This is a genomic window from Sphingorhabdus sp. (assembly GCF_046596595.1).
In the GTDB taxonomy this organism is placed as follows: domain Bacteria; phylum Pseudomonadota; class Alphaproteobacteria; order Sphingomonadales; family Sphingomonadaceae; genus Sphingorhabdus_B.
Window position 1 is genome coordinate 1 of sequence record NZ_JBKJMB010000067.1, and the last position, 1951, is coordinate 1951.

The following is a 1951-nucleotide window of genomic DNA, read 5'->3' on the forward strand; positions in this document are numbered from 1 at the left end:
TCCCGCAGCTTTGGCGGTCACGCCTGGCAAAGTGCAAATTTTCAAGGATTGGACAGTTGGCTGCGACAATGGCCTTGATTGCCAGGCCGTAGCGTTGATGGATGACCAAGCGCCGGACAATTTTCTGTCTGTGGTCGTGACGCGGCCAGCGGGACCCGGCACCGCAATAGCATTGGAAGTTGAGTCACCCATGTTTAAGCCCGGCCAATATCAGCTGCGTGTTGATGGCCGGCTGCTCGCTAGCGGCAACGTTCAAACGGCGGACCAGCCCATTAAAGTGACCGGCGCCACCGCCATGAGGCTTGCACGTGGCATGGCGCGCGGGAATGTCGTCCATCTGAGCGACGGGAATGGCACCGAAGTGGGCAAAGCGTCGCTTGCCGGGTCCTCTGCGGCATTACGCTATATCGACGGTCAACAGGGGCGTTCCGGGATCAAAAATGCAATCATCGCCACCGCCGGTAAGCCAAAGGCAGGCAAACGGCCTGCCCTGCCCGTCATCTCTGCGCGCAAGATCACGCCAAATGATATCCTTCCCGACACATCGGCGTTGGTTGCCTTGTCCGAAAACAGCCCATGCGCGGCAGATCGTTTCGGGTCGACGCAAGACACAGCTTACAGTCTTGGAAATGCGAGCGATGGTCCACGGGCGTTGGTGCTGATAAACTGCGGCGCAGGTGCCTATAATGTTTCTTCAGGTGTTTATACGGGTCGGCGTGACGCCAAAGGTGCCTGGACTTTCGCACCCGCCAAATTTGATTATGGCGCAACCGGTTTCACTGCGCAAAGCGCGATACCCATATTAGTGAATGCAAACTGGGATGCCGCAACGCAGACCATAAGCAGCTACAATAAGGGCCGGGGTCTGGGTGATTGCGGTTCGTCGGAAACCTATGTCTGGGACGGGCAAAGCTTTCGCCTGACTGCCGCCAGCTTCATGGGTGAATGCAGGGGATCGACCGACTGGATCTCGACGTGGCGTGCAGAGGTTCGGCTTACGGATTAAAGCTTACGCTGTTTAAGCAACATTTCCGCAATGGCATAAGTGCGCGGGTTATCGACATCGACAGCATACGCACCGTCAGAGGCCATGTAAGGCACCACGCGCGTACCCAGCCGCCCGGAAATCGCGCGGAAGGCGGCATCAAGCTTCCACCAGCCCAAGCGAAACCGCACAAGGTTGATGATGCCAAAGGCCTTTGCAATCCGGCCCTTGGTCTTGATAAACTGACCGCCTTGTCGAAATGCTTCTGCCGCCTTGAGCGCGCGGGCATCGCGCAACCAGAACAGGTTGCAGTTTGAAATCGCAGCATCGGCAAATTCGTAAAAACGCCTTTGTCCTTCGGGATGCGCGGCCTGAATAGCTTCGCGCATCGCCAGCACGACCACCGCATCACCTTCGCCCGTCATGGCTTTTTCATGCAGGTCCTGCATCAATTCAGGCGTTACAAGCACATTGTCAGCCGTTGTAATCACAAGTGGCCAGCAACTTTCACCCGCCTGCTTGGCAGCAAATTCCACGCTTTCAACTATCCCCGATTGCGCCTGACTTATCATCAGGCGGCCAGCCGCCTGAAGCGCGATTACGCCAGGCAAATCAGCTATTACTTCCGGATCGTGAATGGAGATCAGGACGTTCGTGTCGGGAAACGCAGGGATCGCAGCCTCCAATACCCATTGCACAAGCGCCTTGCCACATATCGGCACGCGGCATTTGTGGCTCACCCCAGCAGTTGCAGCCATTGGGTCAAGCGTGCCGTCCCGCTTTCCCGCGAGGATAAGGATAGTTGGCTGGGTCGTCATAATTGGCCTATAGGGCTGCCCCCTGATTGCAGCAAGCTTGGGCTGGCAATTTCATCGATTTCGCCTTAAGCGCAGCGGCAATGCGCATCCTTTAGGCAGAAAGTCGTTTGAGCCATGGCCACCATCATTCGTAACGCCCCGTTGAAGG

The 1951-nt window shown here is 56.8% G+C and carries 2 protein-coding genes; one reads left to right on the plus strand and one right to left on the minus strand.

Going from position 1 to position 1951, the window contains the following annotated elements:
* On the plus strand, positions 1 to 1006 hold a 1006-nt coding region (locus ACLL9E_RS07215; protein ID WP_411291064.1), incomplete at its 5' end, for a DUF1176 domain-containing protein.
* On the opposite strand, the gene ACLL9E_RS07220 is transcribed toward ACLL9E_RS07215, so the two are convergent.
* Entirely contained in the window at positions 1003 to 1803 is an 801-nt protein-coding gene (locus ACLL9E_RS07220; RefSeq protein WP_411291065.1) for an NTP transferase domain-containing protein, read from the minus strand. The genes ACLL9E_RS07215 and ACLL9E_RS07220 overlap by 4 nt on opposite strands.
* Positions 1804 to 1951 lie beyond the last annotated feature (148 nt).